Annotated in this window: 15 protein-coding genes; 11 read left to right on the top strand and 4 right to left on the bottom strand. The window is 68.7% G+C overall.

Going from position 1 to position 17,328, the window contains the following annotated elements; genetic code table 11:
• The first annotated feature begins 55 nt into the window (after nucleotides 1–55).
• The 11 genes from ACLJO0_RS11285 to ACLJO0_RS11335 all read left to right on the top strand — a co-directional run bounded on the left by ACLJO0_RS11285 (nucleotide 56) and on the right by ACLJO0_RS11335 (nucleotide 14,509).
• Nucleotides 56–1,825 (top strand): DUF2207 domain-containing protein, encoded by a 1,770-nt coding sequence (locus ACLJO0_RS11285; protein WP_410578062.1) that lies wholly within the window; start codon nucleotides 56–58, stop codon nucleotides 1,823–1,825.
• Nucleotides 1,826–1,887: 62 nt separating this feature from the next.
• Nucleotides 1,888–3,516 (top strand): DUF2207 family protein, encoded by a 1,629-nt coding sequence (locus ACLJO0_RS11290; protein ID WP_410578063.1) that lies wholly within the window; start codon nucleotides 1,888–1,890, stop codon nucleotides 3,514–3,516.
• Nucleotides 3,517–3,537: 21 nt separating this feature from the next.
• Nucleotides 3,538–4,842, top strand: coding sequence for a M16 family metallopeptidase (locus tag ACLJO0_RS11295; protein ID WP_410578065.1), 1,305 nt, complete (start codon nucleotides 3,538–3,540; stop codon nucleotides 4,840–4,842).
• Nucleotides 4,839–6,215: a M16 family metallopeptidase gene (locus ACLJO0_RS11300; protein WP_410578067.1), complete on the top strand. Its 1,377-nt coding sequence runs from the start codon at nucleotides 4,839–4,841 to the stop codon at nucleotides 6,213–6,215. Before ACLJO0_RS11295 ends, ACLJO0_RS11300 begins: the two co-directional genes overlap by 4 nt.
• Nucleotides 6,215–7,228 carry an NAD(+) diphosphatase gene (nudC, locus tag ACLJO0_RS11305; RefSeq protein WP_410578069.1) on the top strand — a complete coding sequence of 338 codons (1,014 nt, stop codon included), beginning with the start codon at nucleotides 6,215–6,217 and terminating at the stop codon, nucleotides 7,226–7,228. The genes ACLJO0_RS11300 and nudC overlap by 1 nt, the downstream gene beginning before the upstream one ends.
• A gap of 428 nt (nucleotides 7,229–7,656) precedes the next feature.
• Nucleotides 7,657–8,907, top strand: coding sequence for an ROK family transcriptional regulator (locus tag ACLJO0_RS11310; RefSeq protein WP_410578240.1), 1,251 nt, complete (start codon nucleotides 7,657–7,659; stop codon nucleotides 8,905–8,907).
• Nucleotides 8,908–8,917: 10 nt separating this feature from the next.
• The gene (locus ACLJO0_RS11315) at nucleotides 8,918–10,300 is read left to right on the top strand and encodes an extracellular solute-binding protein (protein ID WP_410578071.1); all 1,383 of its coding nucleotides are present in this window, start codon (nucleotides 8,918–8,920) and stop codon (nucleotides 10,298–10,300) included.
• 4 nt (nucleotides 10,301–10,304) lie between these two features.
• On the top strand, nucleotides 10,305–11,294 hold the full coding sequence (locus tag ACLJO0_RS11320) for a carbohydrate ABC transporter permease (protein ID WP_410578072.1): 990 nt from the start codon (nucleotides 10,305–10,307) through the stop codon (nucleotides 11,292–11,294).
• Nucleotides 11,295–11,364: 70 nt separating this feature from the next.
• Complete coding sequence (locus ACLJO0_RS11325) at nucleotides 11,365–12,258, top strand: carbohydrate ABC transporter permease (RefSeq protein WP_410578074.1); 894 nt, start codon at nucleotides 11,365–11,367, stop codon at nucleotides 12,256–12,258.
• The gene (locus tag ACLJO0_RS11330; RefSeq protein WP_410578075.1) at nucleotides 12,255–13,520 is read left to right on the top strand and encodes a 6-phospho-beta-glucosidase; all 1,266 of its coding nucleotides are present in this window, start codon (nucleotides 12,255–12,257) and stop codon (nucleotides 13,518–13,520) included. Before ACLJO0_RS11325 ends, ACLJO0_RS11330 begins: the two co-directional genes overlap by 4 nt.
• Nucleotides 13,505–14,509, top strand: coding sequence for an N-acetylglucosamine kinase (locus ACLJO0_RS11335; RefSeq protein WP_410578077.1), 1,005 nt, complete (start codon nucleotides 13,505–13,507; stop codon nucleotides 14,507–14,509). The genes ACLJO0_RS11330 and ACLJO0_RS11335 overlap by 16 nt, the downstream gene beginning before the upstream one ends.
• Nucleotides 14,510–14,573: 64 nt before the next feature.
• Here ACLJO0_RS11335 and ACLJO0_RS11340 read toward each other — a convergent pair whose 3' ends face one another.
• The 4 genes from ACLJO0_RS11340 to ACLJO0_RS11355 are packed head-to-tail and all read right to left on the bottom strand — an operon-like array spanning nucleotide 14,574 to nucleotide 17,311.
• A complete protein-coding gene (locus tag ACLJO0_RS11340) occupies nucleotides 14,574–15,083 on the bottom strand; it encodes an SRPBCC domain-containing protein (protein ID WP_410578079.1) in 510 nt (169 codons plus the stop codon).
• A complete protein-coding gene (locus ACLJO0_RS11345; protein WP_016331552.1) occupies nucleotides 15,080–15,406 on the bottom strand; it encodes an ArsR/SmtB family transcription factor in 327 nt (108 codons plus the stop codon). Before ACLJO0_RS11345 ends, ACLJO0_RS11340 begins: the two co-directional genes overlap by 4 nt.
• A gap of 46 nt (nucleotides 15,407–15,452) precedes the next feature.
• A complete protein-coding gene (locus tag ACLJO0_RS11350; RefSeq protein WP_396565845.1) occupies nucleotides 15,453–16,820 on the bottom strand; it encodes a gluconate:H+ symporter in 1,368 nt (455 codons plus the stop codon).
• The gene (locus ACLJO0_RS11355) at nucleotides 16,817–17,311 is read right to left on the bottom strand and encodes a gluconokinase (protein WP_410578081.1); all 495 of its coding nucleotides are present in this window, start codon (nucleotides 17,309–17,311) and stop codon (nucleotides 16,817–16,819) included. The genes ACLJO0_RS11350 and ACLJO0_RS11355 overlap by 4 nt, the downstream gene beginning before the upstream one ends.
• Nucleotides 17,312–17,328: the final 17 nt, after the last annotated feature.

Consider the following 17,328-nt stretch of genomic DNA (forward strand, 5'->3'; position numbering starts at 1 on the left):
GGCGATTCGGCGTTTCGGCGGTCAGCATAGATCGGCTGCCCTAAGGTGTGTGGCTGTGTTGACGAAATGGGGGACGGCGGTCGTGGCCGTCGCGGCGAGCTCGGCCTTGATGGCCCCGCCGTCGGATACGAACGTTCCGGAGGCGCCCGAAGCGGGCCCTTCGCTGACGAACGCGCCGCAGTTGCCGAAGCCGCCGCCGATCGGCGTACGCGGCCAGCTCGGGCTGCTCCAGCCGCCGAGCGGCGCGGCGGCGAACGTCTCGGTGAAGGTGGAACGCGACGGTTCGGTGTCGATCACCGAGCAGGTGACCGTCCCGGGTGGACAGCATCTGGTACGCCGGATTCCGTTGAAGGTTCCCGCCGGTGAAGAGCAGGACCGCGTCTACGGCGTCCGTGACGTCTCGGTCGAGGGCGCGGGGAAGGCCGAGTCGAACGGTGAGCAGCTGGTCGCCACCTTCGACGGCGGCGCGGCCACCCTCAAGTACAAAGTGGACGGAGCGGTCGCGGACGTCAACGGCGCGCAGCAGGTGCGCTGGCAGGTGGCGAGCGGCTGGGACGGCGAACTGTCCCGCGTGTCCGCGTCGTTCAGCGCGCCGACGCGCGAAACGCCCACAGTGGACTGTTTCGCCGGGCCGCTCGGTTCGGACAGGCAGTGTTCGCTCGCGGAGATCGACCACAGCGGCGTCGTCCGCGTCGAACAGGACAAACTCGCGGCGGGCGAACGGGTCGACCTCGCCGTCGGGCTTCCGGCGGGCACGGTGCCCGCGAACGCGCGGTTCGAACAGATCGCCTCGGTCGGCGGAGCGTTCGCCCTCACCACCGTCGCCGGTCTCGGTTTCGGGGCGCTGGCGTTGTTCCTGATCCTCGGCGCGCTCGCCGTCTGGTTGCTGCGCCGTCGCGACAAGGGCGCGCTCACCGCGGGCACCGGTCCGGTCGACGTCCTCATGCGAGACGGTGATCGGGTCTCCTTCGCCTCGCCCGACGGTGTCCTGCCCGGCCAGGTCGGCACGGTCGTCGACGAGACGGTCGACGTCGTGGACGTCAGCGGAACGGTGGTCGACCTCGCGGTCCGCAACTATCTGTGGATCGCCGAGGTGCGCGGCGCGGGCACGGTCGACTGGCAGATCACCCGCCGCAACGCGCCCGACGAGCACCTCGTCGCCTTCGAACGTGAGATCTACACCGCGCTCCTTCCCGAGGGCACCGATTCCGTGCTGCTGTCGGAACTCCGCGGCCGCGGCACCGTCGACCTCCGCGTCGCCGGAGAGGCGATGTACGCCGACGTCGTGCGCAAGGGCTGGTTCTCCCGCCGTCCGGACAAGGGCAGGAGCAAGCTCACTTGGGCGGGTATCGGCCTGGTCGTGCTCGGTCTCGTGGGCACCGTCGTCCTGACCTTCACGGCAGGGCACGCGCTGCTCGGCGTGGCGGTCTTGCTCGCCGGGGTCGCCGCGTTGCTGGGTGCCTCGTGGGTCCCGCCGCGGACCTCGCGCGGCAGGCGGCTGGTCGGCCAGGTGCGCGGCCTGCTCGAGTACCTGCACACCGTCAAGGTCGCCGATATCCCCGTGGCGGATAGGGAATTGGTGTTCTCCCGGTCGCTGCCGTACGCCATCGTGCTCGGCGACACCGAACACTGGCTACGCACCTTCGAGGGGCTCGACCCGTCGGCGGACGGTTCGGCCGGGCTGTACTGGTTCGGCGGCCTCGAGGGCGATCGGGATCTGCGCCGGTTCGCCGCGCATCTTCCGTCGTTCCTGTCCGCTTTGGACGGTCTGCTCGCCGAATCCGGGCACCTGCGCTCGCTCCGCCCGGAACCGGTCCCCGCCTGATCATGAAGACTCGCAATTCGGCACCGGTTTGCGATCCTTGCACGCGCAACTATCGCAAGCTGGTGCCGAATTGCGTGGGCTTGACGCTCGTCCTGCTGGTGCTTCTGTCTCTCCTGGTGCTGAGCGCGGCACCGGCGGGAGCGCAAGGCGAACCGCAGCTGCCTTCGCTGCCCAACAGCGCGGAGATCTCGCTCAAGGTGGAACGCGACGGTGCCCTCTCGGTCGTCGAGGCGGTGTCCGTGCCGAGCGAGGCGACGATGACCCGCCGGATCCCGCTCCGCACGGCGGCCCCGCATGACCGCGACCGGATCATCGGCATCCGCGACGTCGTCATCGAGGGCGCGGGCAACTCCGAGCTGACCGAGGACGAGTTCACCGTCAAGCTCAGAGGTGGCACCTCGATCGTCCGGTACACAGTGGACGGTGCGGTCACCGAAGCGGACGGTCTGGTGCGCGTCGGCTGGCAGGTCGCGGGCGGTTGGGACGCCCGGCTCGAACTCGTGCGCGCGAGCTTCGCCGCGCCGTCCATCCCGAACGCGGTCACCTGCTACGCCGGGCCCGAAGGCTCACGCGCGCACTGCGGGACCGCCCAGATCGCGCATTCCGGGCTGACCCGGTTCAACCAGCAGAACCTCGCGGCCGGACAGCGGATGGAGATCTCGGTCGAGTTGCCCGGCGGCACCGTCCCGGCGAACGCGCGGCTGGAGCCGTCGAAGACCTTCGCCGGAGCGTTCGTGCTCACCTCTCCGGTCGGCTGGGCTTGGGGTGGCTTCGCGCTCGCGCTGGTCGTGGCCGCCGTGGCGCTGGGCCTGCTGCGAAGGCGCGACAAGCACCCGGGCGACGCGCTCCCGGTCCGGCTGCTCACCGGGAAGGACGACCAGGCCGCGTTCTCATCACCCGATGGCGTGCTGCCCGGACAGGTCGGGACCGTGCTCACGGGGCGTGCCGACGCCGTCGACCTGGCCGCGACGGTCGTCGACCTCGCGGTCCGGAACTACCTCTGGGTGACCGAGGAGCCCGGCGAGCTGACCGGCTGGCGGCTCGTCCGCCGCAATCCGCCGGACGAACAGCTGACCGCTTACGAACGCGCGGCGTTCGACGTCCTGCTGCCGGACGGACGGGAGTCGGTGCTGCTGTCGGAGCTCCAGTCCGCGCGGGTCGGGATCGAAACGGTGCGGGACGCGTTGGACGACAGCGTCGTCGAACGCCGCTGGTACTCCCGGCTGCCCGGCAGGCTCACCGGCGTCGGCCTGCGCGTCTGCTTCTACGGGCTGTTCCTCACCGTCCTGCTGGCCTTGACCGTCGGCTACGCCCAGCTCGGACTGATCGTCATCGCCGCCGGCGCGGTACTCGCCGTCGCCGCGCGGTGGCTCCCGGCTCGCACCGGGGCCGGCGTCACACTGCACCGGCGGCTGCTGGGCGTCCGTGACGTGCTGCTGGAGACCAAGGCGGCGGCCGTCCCGAAGCTCGAACGCGAGGTGCTCCTCTCGCGGGCGCTGCCGTACGCGCTCGCTCTCGGCGAACAAGAAAACTGGGTCGCCGGATTCGCCGGACTGAAGGGTCCGCCCAAGATCTACTGGTGTGGCAGGGAAGGCGCCGGCGAGGCGGACCTCGCGCGGGTGAGCGACTTCACCGCCGCACTCGTGGGAACCTTCGCCGCGACCCGCCAGGGTCGTCGCCTGGAGGCCTGAGTAGCCCGTAGGGTGGTGCGCATGGCCGATCCCGAGCTTGTCCGATTCACCCTCGACAACGGTCTGCGCGTGGTGCTCGCGCCCGACGAGACCGCTCCGGTGGTGGGTGTCAGCGTCCACTACGACGTGGGCTTCCGTTCCGAGCCCGAAGGGCGCACCGGTTTCGCGCACCTCTTCGAGCATTTGATGTTCCAGGGGAGCGAGAGCCTGGAGAAGCTCGCGCATTTCCGGCACGTCCAGTCGAGTGGTGGCAGCTTCAACGGCTCCACCCATCCGGACTACACGGACTACTTCGAGGTTCTCCCCGCCGCGGCTCTCGAGCGCGCCCTGTTCCTCGAAGCGGACAGGATGCGGGCGCCGAAGCTGACGCAGGAGAACCTGGCCAACCAGATCGACGTGGTCAAGGAGGAGATCCGCCTCAACGTGCTGAACCGGCCGTACGGCGGGTTCCCGTGGATCACCCTCCCGCCGGTGCTGTATTCCACGTTCCCCAACGCGCACAACGGTTACGGCGGTTTCGAGGATCTCGAACAGGCCACCCTGGACGACTGCGCGGCCTTCTTCGACACCTACTACTCGCCCGCGAACGCGGTGCTGACCGTCGCCGGTGACTTCACCGTCGAGCAGGCCCGCGAGCTGATCGAGAAGCACTTCGGCGACGTGCCGCACCGGCCCGCGCCCGAGCGCCCCTCGTTCGCCGAGCCCGCCCCCGAGGGCGAGCTGCGCGGCGAGCAGGTGGACCCGCACGCCCCGCTGCCCGCGGTCGGCGTCGGCTACCGCATGCCGGATCCGATCAACGACCTCGACGGCTACCTGGCGAACCTCGTGCTCGCCGGCGTGCTGACCGACGGCGACGGCTCCCGGCTCCAGCAGCGCCTGGTGCACCGCGAGCCGCTGGTCGTCGACATCGGCGCGGGCGCCGGGCTGTTCGGGCCGTTCGAAGCCCGTGACCCGGACACCTTCACCATCACCGCGATCCACCCGCCGGACGTGAGCACCGACCAGGTCCTCACCGCGCTGGACGAGGAACTGGAGAAGCTGGCGGCCACGCCGCCGGGAGACCAGGAGATCAAGAAGGTCACCGCGCGCTGGGCCGCGAGCCTGCACTCCGAGCACGACAAGCTGGTGTCCCGGACGCTCGCGCTCGGCTCTTTCGAACTGCTGTACGGCGACGCGTCGCTGGTGTACCGGCTCGCCGAGAAGATCTCGGCGGTCACCGGTGAGGCCGTTTCGGCGGCGGCGAAGGCGCTGCGGCCGGATTCGCGCGCCGTGCTCGTCGTCCGCCCGGGTAGTGGATCTTCAGACCAGGAAGGTACCGAGCAGTGAGCGCACCGCACCGCACCGCCGAGGAGATCGGCCGCACGGCCGCCGGGCCGCGTCCGGTCCCGCCGCTGGGGAAGCAGCGCGCCGCCGCCGATCTGTCCCATGTGGACACCACACTGAGCAACGGGCTGCGGGTGCTCGCCGTCCGCAAGCCCACCGTGCCGCTGGTCGAACTGCGGGTGTGGATCCCGTTCGCCGGTGAGGACAAACTGCACCCGGCCACCGCCGAAGTGCTGGCCGAGACCCTGCTGACCGGCACCGCCCGTCGCGACCGCATCGAGATCGACGCCGAGCTGGCGCTGATCGGCGGTGACCTGTCCGCCGGTGTCGACCCGGAGCGGTTGGTCCTCATGGGTACCTCGCTGGCCGACGGCCTGCCGACGATGCTCGACGTCCTCGCCGACGCGCTCACCGGCGCTTCATACGCGGACGCCGAGGTCGAGCGGGAACGCGAGCGGCTCATCGAGCGGATCGCCGTCTCCCGCACGCAGCCGAGGACGATCGCCCGCGAGGCACTGCAGAAGCACCGCTACGGCGACCACCCCGCGGTTCGCGAGGTTCCCCAGGCCGAAGATGTCGCTGTCGTGACGCCGGAACAGGTTCGCGCGCTGCACCGGGCTTCGGTGCTGCCGCGGGGATCCGTGCTGGTGATCGTCGGCGACATCGACCCGGAGACCGTCATCGGCGACCTGGAGAAGGCGTTCGGCGGCTGGGCTTCGGACCGCTCCGCCGTCCGCCTGCCGCCGCTGCCCGAGCTCACCGGGGGCAACGTCCTGCTGGTGCCGCGGGCCGGTGCCGTGCAGTCGCAGATCCGGCTGTCGGCGCAGACCGTCTCGCGCACGGACCCGCGGTATCCGGCACTGCAGCTGGCGAACCTCGTGTACGGCGGGTACTTCTCGTCGCGGCTGGTCGAGAACATCCGTGAGGACAAGGGTTACACCTACAGCGCGCACTCCGGATTCGAGTTCACGGACCAGACCGCCGTGGTGAACATCGACGCGGACACCGCGACCGACGCCACCGCGGCCGCGCTCATGGAGACCCGGTACGAGCTGGCCAGGCTCGGTCTCGTGCCGCCGACCGCCGACGAGGTCGAGTCGGTGCGGCAGTACGCGATCGGCTCGCTGGTCACGTCCGCGTCGTCGCAGGGCGGGCTCGCCGCACAGCTGGCCGCGCTCGCCGCGACCGGGCTGGGCGTCGAGTGGCTCGGCGAGCACCCGGCACGGCTCGCCGCGGTCACCGCCGAAGACGTCGCGAACGCCGCGCTGGAGTTCTTCGCGCCCAAGCGGTTCACCGGGGTCGTCGTCGGTGACGCCGACGTCCTCGCGCCGAAGCTGGAGGCGTTGGGCGACGTGACGGTCGGGGAGCCCTCCTGATGGAGACACCGTTCGAGTTGGGTGCGCTCCCGACGCTTTCGCGCTCCACGGCGGACCGTCAGGAATCCTTGCGCACCAACCCGGACAGGCTCGCCGAGCGCTGGCCGAACGCCCGGGTCGTACTGCTCGACGAGCACGCGCGCACTCCGGTGATCGAGGCGTCCGGCACGCTCGCGACCCGCAAGACGCAGGAGGTCGGCACCGAGCCGCCCGTCGACGCGGTGTTCCTCGGGGAGTGGCAGGGCATCGACTACTGGTCGCTGCCCGGCCGCCCCGCCGGGGAGACCGAGACCGTCGAAATGGCGGGCAGCTGGGGTGTCGTCGAAGAGGTCCCGCGGTACGAAGGCGAGATCTGGGTCGACCTGCGCGGTTACGGCGACCTGCTCGACGACGCGTCGGCAGGGCTGTTCACCACCGCGCAGGCGTTGCAGGCCTGGCGTCGGCAGGCGAAGTTCTGCACGCGCTGCGGAAGCCCGACCGAGGTCGTCCAGCTGGGCTGGGCGAGCAAGTGCACCGGCTGCGGCCGCGAGGAGTACCCGCGCACCGACCCGGCGGTCATCTGCCTCGTGCACGACGACGCCGGCGTCAACGGCGAGCACGTCCTCCTGGCACGGCAGCCGATCTGGCCGCCGGACCGCTATTCGATCCTCGCCGGTTTCGTCGAGGCGGGGGAGTCGCTCGAAGGCTGTGTCGAGCGGGAGATCCGCGAAGAGGTCGGCGTCGACGTGCGCGACATCCGCTATCTCGGCAGCCAGCCGTGGCCTTTCCCGCGGTCGATCATGCTCGGCTTCACCGCGCGGGCCGACATCTCCGCTCCGCTGGTGCCCGCGGAGGGGGAGATCGAGGAGGCGTTCTGGGTTTCGCGCGCGGAGGTGCGGGCCGCTTTCGCGAACAGCCAACTGCGGAACGCGGGCGCCGTGCCGACCCCGATCGCCGGTGGTACGCGGCAGCTCGTGCTGCCGGGGAACTCGTCGATCGCGCGCGTGATGCTGGCGGCCTGGGCCGGCGTCTGACCCTGGCGCACGCGGCTCAACCGGCGTCCCGGCTCGTCCGGGGGCGTTCCGGAGTCCTGAATGACGGCACGGACCCGTGCGCGCAGCCGCGGGTCGGCCGGAGCTCGATCAAGGTCCAGGATCGGTGCGCCTTCGCGACGATGGAGGATTTGGGACACTGAACGTCCCAAATCCTCCATCGTCAGCCCGCCGCGAGCGGCCATCCGTGCGGCATTACCACTCACGAAGCAGGTCCACCCGCCTGTCGTGAATCGGACACCCTCCGCACCGGTGCGTATACCCGCTGTGCGGAACACCCCAAGCGTTACCTCCCCGTTTCATCGCGCCGTTGACGGCTGTGGTTCGGCTCACTACAGTCCCCGGAAACCGTCTGTAAAGTTTCCTAACGAAGTCGGGAGCGAGCCCAAGTGCGAGCCGGTAGTCCGCGAATGCTGCGCGAGATCAACGATCGCGCGGCCATCGAGGTCCTCCTGAGGGACGGCCCGCTGACGCGCTCGGAGCTCGAAGTCGCGATCGGCCTGTCGAAACCCGCGACGGCGCAGCTGCTCACGCGCCTCGAGCAGGACGACGTCGTCGCCAAGGCGGGTGTGCGCGGTGGGGGCCGCGGGCCGAGGGCGCAGCTCTGGCAGGTCAACGGCGGTGTCGCCTACGTCGCGGCCGTGGACCTCACGCCGCAGCAGGCCGATTTCGTGGTCGCCGACGTCACGGGCGCGGTGCTCGCCGAGTACCAGGTCCCGCTGCCGGTCCACGAGGGCGCGGACGTCGTCGGCACCTTCGGCGCGGCGCTCACCAGCGTCGCGAACAGTGCCGGTCTCGCCGCCACCGATCTCCGCCATGTCGTCATCGGCGCGCAGGGCGCGTTCGACCCGCGCACCGGCCTGCTCTCCTCGGCGCCGCACATCCCCGGCTGGCTCGGTTTCGACGTGCCGAGCAGGCTCAGCCGTGAACTGGGCGTCGAGGTCACCATCGAGAACGACGTCAACCTCGTCGCGATCGTGGAGATGACCGTCGGCCAGGCCGTCGGGCTCGACGACTTCGTGATGATCTGGCTCAGCGACGGCGTCGGTGGCGCGGTGGTGGTCGGCCGCAGGCTGTTGCGCGGCGCGACCGGCGGGGGCGGCGAGATCGACTGGATGCGGGTGCCCGATCCGGTTTCCGTCGCCACGCCGAACGAAAAGCCTCGCGCCGGAGATCGCTTCGGTGATCTCGTCGCGTCCCCGGCCGTCGTCGAGCTGGCCGCCGCGCACGGTATCGAAGCCGAGGACGGCGCGGACGCGGTCACCAAGGCCCGTGAGAACCACAACGAACTCTTCCTCGACGACCTGGCCCGTCGCGTCGCGGGTGGCGCGGCCGGTCTCATCGCGGTCGTCGACCCCGAACTCGTCCTCCTTTCCGGTGACACGAGCCGTGCCGGTGGCGACGAATTCGCCGCGCTGGTCGCGAAAAGGTTGCACGAACTGGTCCTGCCCCGCACCCCGGTCGGGGTCGCTTCGGTGCAGGGCAACGCGGTCCGCGCGGGCGCGCTCCAATCGGCGCTCGCCACCGTCCGCAGGGACGTCTTCGGCGTCAACACCCCTTCGCTCCTCGGGCCGAGACGGTCCGGGGCGGGAGAGCCAAATCCGATCGTGGCGATCCCGGATTCACGAACAGAACCACCGTCTCCCGCCCCAACCAACTAGGAGGAGGGTCATGAGTTCCACGACCCAGGTTCGGAGAAGTGGCCGCCGTTGGCGCGGCTCGATAGTGCTCGGCGCGGTCACCGTCGCCGCGCTGGTGTCCGCGTGTTCGGGCGCCGCAAGCGGCCCGAGCGGCGGGTCGGGTGACGCGGCGGCCGCCCCGGCCGCGGACGCGAAGCTCACGCTGACCGTCTACAGCAAGTTCACCGACCGCGAGTACAACGTGGTGACCGCCGGGCTCAACAAGCTCAAGGCGAAGTTCCCGAACATCGAGATCAAGCACGAAGGCCAGCAGGACGACGACAAGATCACCCAGTCCATCCGCGGTGGCAACCCGCCGGACGTGGCGATCTCGTTCTTCACCGACAACCTCGGCGCGTGGTGCTCCACGGGCAGCTTCCAGGATCTCAAGCCCTACATCGACCGCGACAAGATCGACCTGACGCAGATCCCCGACGCGGTCCGCAGTTACACCGAGTACCAGGGCAAGCGGTGCGCCATGCCGCTGCTCGCCGACGTCTACGGCTTCTACTACAACAAGGACATGTTCGCGGCGAAGGGCATCACGTCGCCGCCGAAGACGACTTCGGAACTGTTCGAGGCCACCAAGAAGCTGACCGAGTTCAACCCGGACGGCTCGATCAAGGTCGCCGGCTTCATGCCGTCGATGCCCTTCTACGCCAACATGGCGCAGTACTGGGCTCCGAACTTCGGCGCCAACTACCTCGGCCCGGACGGGCAGTCCCATATCGCCGACAGTCCCGAGTGGAAGGCGATGTTCGACTTCCAGAAGCAACTCGTCGACTTCTACGGCGGCCACGCCAAGGTCGAGCAGTTCAAGGCCGGTCTCGGCGAGGAATACTCGGCGGACCACGGTTTCCAGCGCGGCAAGCTCGCGATGATGATCGACGGCGAGTACCGCACGGCCTTCATCAAGGACCAGGCGCCGGAGCTCAAGTTCGGCACGGCGGCCCCGCCGGTGCTCGACAGCAAGCCCGACCGCTACGGCGGCGCGTTCACCACGGGCACGATCATCGCGATCCCCAAGGGCGCCAAGAACCCCGGCGCGGCCTGGGAACTGATCAAGCAGGTCACCCTCGACACGGCGACGCTGGTCGAGCTGTCCAACGGCCTCAAGAACGTGCCGAGCACCAAGGCCGCGCTGACCGACCCGAAGCTCGAGGTCACGCCGGAGTTCAAGACGTTCCTCGATCTGTACAACGGCGGCAAGCTGACCCCGAACCCGTCGACGCCGATCGGCGACGCGCACCTCAAGGCGGTCAACGACTTCGCCGAGAAGTGGCAGGCGGGCAACATCCCGGACATGGTCGCGGGTCTCAAACAGGTCGACGCTCAGATCAACGACGAGCTGGCCCAGAAACGCGCCGGCGGCTGATCGCATGACCTCGACCATGGACTCGCACGTGGTCGCTTCCCCTTCCGCGTCCAGCCGGACGCGGAAGGGGAACGCCGCGCGCCGCCGTCGCACAGTCTTCTATTTCATCGCACCGGCGATGCTCGGGTTCCTGATCTTCTTCGGCTACCCGTTGATCGCCACGGTGTACTACTCGTTCACCCGTTACGACCTGATCAACACGCCCGAGTTCGTCGGCTTCGACAACTACATCCGCATGTTCACCAGCGAGCCGCTGGTCGGCACCGCCGCGTACAACACGCTGTGGCTGGTGATCGTCCTGACGTTCTGCCGCGTGGTGTTCGCTCTCGGCACGGCGTCGATCATCTCCCGGCTGAAGTCGGGCGTCGGCCTGGTGCGGACGCTCTGCTACCTGCCTTCGCTGGCCCCGCCCGCCGCGGCGACCTTGGCGTTCGTGTTCCTGTTCAACCCGGAATACGGGCCGGTCAACGCGTTCCTGGGAGCGGTCGGCATCGACGGCGGCCTGTGGTTCAACGATCCGGCGATGTCGAAACCCGCGCTGACCCTGCTGGTGATGTGGGGTTCGGGCGAGCTGATGATCATCATCCTGGCCGCGTTGCTCGACGTGCCGCAGGAACAGTACGAAGCCGCTCAGCTCGACGGCGCGGGGCCGGTCCGTCGGTTCTGGCACGTCACACTGCCGTCGATCTCGCCGGTGCTGTTGTTCGGTGTCGTCAACTCGATGATCTTCGCGCTGCAGTTCTTCACGCAGGCGATCGTCGCGGGATCGGCGGCCGCGGGCGCTGCCGACGTCGCGGGCAACACGAAGTTCATCGGCGCACCACAGAACTCGACGCTGACCTATCCGGTTTGGCTGTACGTCCAGGGTTTCCGGTACTTCAACATGGGCTACGCGGCCGCGATGGCGGTGCTGTTGTTCATCGTCTCGGCCGGGTTCACCTGGATTCTCGTGCGGCAGCTTCGTAAGTCCCAGCACCAGGAGGAGGGGGCATGATCATATTCTCGCGCCAGCCTGTTCATGGCCCCGACCGGGTGCGGGTGTCCCGCAGAAGCGGAGCGGGCGGATGACCACACTGGCCGAACCCCGGCACGCCGCCCCGGCGTCCGAACCGCCGAAGGTACGGATGCGGCGTCAATGGGACAAGAAGCTGTACTGGATCGCCACGCACAGCCTGGGGATCGCGATGGGCGTGATCTTCATGCTGCCCATCCTGTTCGTGTTCCTCACCGCGGTGATGTCGAGCGAACAGGCGCTTTCGTCGAACTTCTGGCCGAAGGAATGGCACTTCGAGAACTTCATCGAGGTCTTCGAAAAGGCGCCGCTGTTGCAGTACTTCGGCAACAGCATGCTCTATTCGACCCTGGCCACCTTCGGGGCACTTGTTTCGGCCATTCCGGCGGCGTACGCGCTTTCGAAGCTGAAGTTCCGCGGGCAGAACCTGTTCTTCATGCTCACCGTGGCCGCGATGATGCTTCCCCCGCAGGTCACCGTCGTGCCGCTGTACGACCTGTGGGTGCGGCTCGGGTTCACTGGGACGCTGGTTCCGCTGATCGTGCCGTACTTCTTCTTCGACGCGTTCTCGATCTTCCTGCTGCGGCAGTTCTTCCTCACCATTCCGAAGGACTACCTGGAAGCGGCGAAGATCGACGGCTGCAACGAGTTCCAGACGATGATCAAGGTGCTGATCCCGATGGCGAAGCCGGGGATCGCGGCCACCGCGATGTTCTGCTTCCTGTTCACCTGGAACGACTATTTCGGTCCGCTGCTCTACACCGGTGAGACACGCGACAGCTGGCCGCTTTCGCTGGCGATCGCGTCGTTCCGCGGGATGCACCACGTGGAATGGAACCTCACCATGGCGGCCACCGCGCTGATCATGCTGCCGGTGATCGTGCTGTTCGTATTCGCGCAGAAGTCCTTCGTCAAGGGCGTCACATTCACAGGGGTCAAGGGATGAAACTGGCAGTCGTCGGTGGGGGATCCACTTACACACCCGAGCTGATCGACGGGATCGCCGGACGGCGGTCCACTTTGGACGTCGACGAGATCGTGCTGATCGATCCGGACGCGTACCGGGTGGAGGCGGTCGCTGACTTCAGCAACCGGTTGCTGGACCACGCCGGGCATCCGGCGCGGGTCCGCACCACCGCGAGTCTCGAAGAGGGTGTCGACGGTGCGTCGGCGGTGCTGATCCAGCTGCGGGTCGGCGGGCAGCGCGCGCGGCGCGGGGACGAGACGTTCCCGCACGCCTGCGGCTGTGTCGGGCAGGAGACCACGGGCGCGGGCGGCCTCGCGAAGGCGCTGCGCACCGTGCCGGTCGTGCTCGACATCGCCGACAGGGTGAGGAAGATCGCCGGTGACGACACCTGGATCGTGAACTTCACGAACCCGGTCGGCATCGTCACGCGCGCGCTGCTGAACGAGGGCCACCGCGCCGTCGGGCTGTGCAACGTCGCGATCCACCTCCAGCGCACGTTCGCGCATCTGCTCGGTGCCGGCGTCGACGAGGTCAAACTCGTCCACACCGGACTGAACCATCTGAGCTGGGAACGGAAGGTGCTCGTCAACGGCGAGGACCGGCTGCCGGAACTGCTGGCGGAGCACGCGGAATTCCTCGGCGAGCACGTCACCGCGCCGGTCGAGTGGATGCGGCGGATGAACGTCGTGCCGTCGTACTACCTGAAGTACTACTACGGGCACGACGAGCAGGTCATGAAGCAGCGCACCGAGAGGCCGCGCGCGGACGTCGTCAGCGACGTCGAAGAAGAACTGCTCAAGGTGTACCTCGACCCGGAGGTGGTGACCAAACCGGAGCAGCTGGAAAAGCGGGGCGGCGCCTACTATTCCGAGGCCGCGGTGCAGCTCGTGCACGCGCTCACCTCGGGCGGGCCCGCGGAGGAGCACGTCGTCAACGTCCGCAACGAAGGCACTTTCGACTTCCTGCCGGACGACGCCGTCATCGAGGTTCCGTCCCTTGTGGACGGGAACGGTCCTCGTCCGATCGTGCAGCCGCGGGTGGAACAGCGGTTCGCCGGGCTCATCGCCGGGGTCACCGCGTACGAGCACCTCGCGCTGGACGCGGCGATCAAGGGCGGCCGGGACCGGGTGGCCGACGCGTTGCTCGCGCATCCGCTCGTCGGCCAGTACGCCAAGGCCGATCAGCTCGCCGACACGCTGGTGCAGGTCAACCGTGAGTTCCTGCCGTGGGCGGGGGCATGACGGCCGGCTCACGAGACGTCGTCGTCGCGATCGACGGCGGCAACAGCAAGACCGACGTCCTGATCGTCTCCCGGGACGGACGGGTGCTCGGACAGTCGCGAGGGCCGGGCGCTTCCCCGCAGAACATCGGGGTCGACGGCAGTGTTCAGGCGCTGGAGAAGCTGGTACTGGAAGCCCTTCGCGGGGCGGGACTTCCCGACGAACGTCCTTTCGCGACACATACGTCGGCCTACCTCGCGGGGCTGGATTTCCCGCGAGAGGAGAAGATCCTGCACGCCGCACTGGCCGCACGCGGCTGGAGCGACACGCTGATCGTCGGCAACGACACGCTCGCGCTGCTGCGCGCGGGCAGTTCCGACGGGACGGGGGTGGCGGTGGTGTGCGGCGCCGGGATCAACGGCGCCGGTGTCAGCGCCGACGGCCGCGAGCACCGGTTTCCCGCGCTGGGCAAGATCTCCGGCGACTGGGGCGGCGGCTACCGGCTGGGCGAGGAAGCACTGTGGTGGGCCGTCCGCGCCGAGGACGGCCGTGGTCCGGGTACGGCTTTGCAGGCCGCCGTCACCGCGCATTTCGAGACGTCTTCGGTGCTGGAAGTGGTGCAGCGACTGCACTTCGAGGAGCTGCACTCCGACGCGATCCATGGCCTGTGCCCGCTGCTGTTCGCCGTCGCGGCGGACGGCGACGAAGTGGCGCAGGACGTGGTCGACCGGTTCGTCGAAGAGGTCGCCCTGCTGGTCGGGGTCATCCTCCGGCGGCTCGAACTGACCGGGGAAGCGCCCGAGGTCATCCTCGGCGGGGGAGTGCTGACCGGGGTCGGCTCGCAGGTGATCGCGGAGATCGAGCGGCGGTGCCTGAAGGTGGCGCCGCAGGCTTCGATTCAGGTCGTCGACGTGGCTCCCGTGGTCGGCGCGGCGTTGTTCGCACTGGACACCATCGGTGCTTCTGCCGCCGCGAAGGCCTCTCTCAAGGCCGCCACCAAACGGGTCTGAATGTCCGTGAGGGCCTCCTTCCCTACCTTGAGCGTAGGGAAGGAGGCCCTCACGGACTATTGGCTCAGGAAGCGGCGGGGACGAGCGGCTCGTCCGTCTCCAGCAGCGTCTTGAGGTCCGACAGGATCCACGCCCAGCCGCCACCGGCGTTCTCGCCCGGCCCGGCGTTGACGTCCTCCTGCGAGCCGTCGACCAGCGCGGCCGTCGTCGGCGCGTCGGTGACGTCGTGGGTGACGGTCAGCCGGGTGCCCGCGGTCTTCGTCTCTTCGATCTCATAGGTGAGCTTGGTGTACGGCTCCTTTTCGAAGGACGGGTCCATCAACAGCTTCCAGGTGATGACCAGCTTGCGCGGTGGGTCGACCTCGAGGACCTCGCCGTCGACCAGGTCGTTCGTGAACCCGGCGTCGATGAAGCCCTTCGTCGGGTGGGTGGCGTGCTTGCCACCCGGCCGCAGGTCGAAGTCGACGAGGCCGGTGTAGCCGTACTTCTGCGACCACTCGGGCTTCGTGATGGCGTCCCAGATCTTCTCCGGGGTGGCCTTGATGTAGACGCGGTAAACCTGCGTGTCGGTCATGATGGCTCCTCGGTCTCGAGTTCGGCCTTGAGGTCGAGCAACGCGGTCACGTTGCGCTCGGTGAACTTGTCGATCCACCTGTCGTGGATCTGCCGGATCGGTACCGGGTTGAGGAAATGCTTCTTCTCCCGGCCCTCCTTGCGCGTGACGACAAGTCCGGCTTCTTCCAGCAGTTTCAAGTGCTTCATCACGCCGAACCGGCTCATGTCCACTTCGGACTCGAGTTCGGTCAGCGTGCGGCCGTCACGCGCGAACAGCTGGTCGAGCAGGAACCGGCGAGTCGGATCCGCCAGGGCCTTGAAAACCAGGTCGTCGTCGGGCACGTCGAAAGAATAGGTGACCAAAAGGTCACGTGTCAACCGGTGGTCGCTACAGGAGCGCGCCCAGCGGCAGGATCAGCGCGATCGCGACCACGGAGATGACCGTCTCCATGATCGACCAGCTCTTCAGCGTCTGCCCGACCGAAAGCCCGAAGTACTCCTTGACCAGCCAGAATCCGGCGTCGTTGACGTGGGAGAAGAACAGCGAGCCGGCGCCGATCGCCAGCACCAGCAGCGCGCTGTGCGACGGGTCCATCGTCGCCGCGAGCGGGGCCACGATGCCGGCGGCGGACACCGTCGCGACCGTCGCGGAGCCCGTGGCGAGCCTGATCGCGACCGCGACCAGCCAGCCGAGCAGCAGTGGCGACAGGTTCGCACCGGTGGCCAGGCTGGTGATGACGTTGCCGACCCCGGCGTCCACGAGGGTCTGCTTGAACCCGCCGCCCGCGCCGACGATGAGCAGGATGCCGGCGATCGGCGGGAGCGAATCGGCCACCGTGGACGACAGCTTGTCCCGGGTGAAGCCCGCGGACTTGCCGAGGGTGAGCATGCCGAGCAGGACCGCGGCGAGCAGCGCCACCAGCGGGTCGCCGATGAAGTCCAGCACACGGCGGAGGTGGTTTTCCTTCTCCAGCAGGATGTCCGCGAGTGCTTTGCCCATCATCAGCACGACCGGCAGCAGCACGGTGGACAGCGTCGCGAGGAAACCGGGCCGCCGCCCGTCCGAAGAGGACGATTCCGGGACGAGTCGCTCCGGCGCGACGGCGTCCGGGACCATCTTCGCGGCCAGCCTGCCGAACAGCGGTCCGGCGATGATCACCGTCGGGATCGCGACGAGCAGGCCGAAGGCCAGGGTGAGGCCGACGTTCGCGTTCAGCGCGCCCGCGGCGGCGAGCGGGCCGGGGTGCGGCGGGACGAGGCCGTGCAGCACCGAAAGGCCGGCGAGTGCGGGGATTCCCAGCAGCAGCAACGGTTTCCCGGTGCGCTTGGCGACCAGCAGGATCACTGGGATCAGCATGACCAGGCCGATCTCGAAGAACATCGGCAGGCCGATCAGCGCGGCGACCAGTGCCATCGCCCACGGCAGGGTGCGATCGCCCGCGCGGCGCAGGATGGTGTCGACGATCTGGTCGGCGCCGCCGGAATCGGCGAGCAGCTTGCCGAGCATCGCGCCGAGCGCGATCAGTACGCCGACCGAGGCGACGGTGGAACCGACACCGGAGCTGAAGCTCTTGATCAGCTTGTCCACCGGCATGCCCCCGACGAGCCCGAGCACGCCGGAGCCGAGGATGAGGGCCAGGAACGGATGCTGCTTCGCCTTGGTGATCAGGACGACGATCACGGCGATGGCGAGCACCGTCGCGCCGATGAGACGGGTGTCGTGGCCGGTCCAGGCGGCGGCGAGGGTGGTGGTCATGAGCGGTCCTCGAAAGCGGAGAGGGCGGTTTCGACGATTTCTTCCGGCTTTTTCGCGATGTCGGCGACGAGGCCGCGCTCCTCCGGGCGCAGCGGCTCGAGGTCGGCGAGCTGGGAGTCCAAAAGGGACACCGGCATGAAATGGCCGGAGCGGGTCTTCATCCGGTCGGCGAGCAGGTCGCGGTCGCCGTGCAGGTGCAGGAACCAGACGTCGCCGCCGCCGCGCAGGATGTCGCGGTAGCGGAACTTGAGCGCGGAAGACGTCACGACGCCGCCGGAGGACTCGTGGTCGGAGATCCAGGCGGCGATGGCTTCGAGCCAGGGTTGCCGGTCTTCGTCGTTCAGCGGGTGGCCGGAGCTCATCTTGTCGATGTTCGCCTTCGGATGGAACGTGTCCGCTTCGGCGTAGTCGACGCCGAGGCGTTCGGCGAGTGCCGTGCCCACGGTCGTCTTGCCCGAGCCGGAAACGCCCATCACCACGATGACGGTCATCCGTACCTCCCACGTCG

The organism is Amycolatopsis sp. lyj-108 (genome assembly GCF_046549005.1).
GTDB lineage: Bacteria > Actinomycetota > Actinomycetes > Mycobacteriales > Pseudonocardiaceae > Amycolatopsis.